Genomic DNA, 246 nt, shown 5'->3' with positions numbered 1-246 from the left:
AGCGCTTGATGATTGCCATGGCGCTGGCAGGTAATCCCGATATCCTGATTGCAGATGAGCCTACGACAGCACTTGATGCTACGATTCAGGCTCAAATTCTTGATCTATTGGCTGCATTGCGTGCGGATAATTATCGATGCGTCGGCCTGCATCCGGTATCCCCACCAGTTCCATCAATCGCAAAGCTTCCGCCCGGGCGGCTGATCCTTTCAGGTTACGATGAAGCCGCACGGCTTCCTCAATCTG

The 246-nt window shown here is 53.3% G+C and carries 1 pseudogene; it reads left to right on the top strand.

Annotated features, from left to right (window positions below):
- Positions 1-246: pseudogene (oppD, locus tag F9K91_RS26540) on the top strand (oligopeptide ABC transporter ATP-binding protein OppD); the annotation flags it as partial.

The sequence above is a fragment of the Brucella tritici genome (assembly GCF_008932295.1).
GTDB classification, from domain to species: domain Bacteria; phylum Pseudomonadota; class Alphaproteobacteria; order Rhizobiales; family Rhizobiaceae; genus Brucella; species Brucella tritici.
This window is presented reverse-complemented; position numbering and strand designations above follow the sequence as displayed.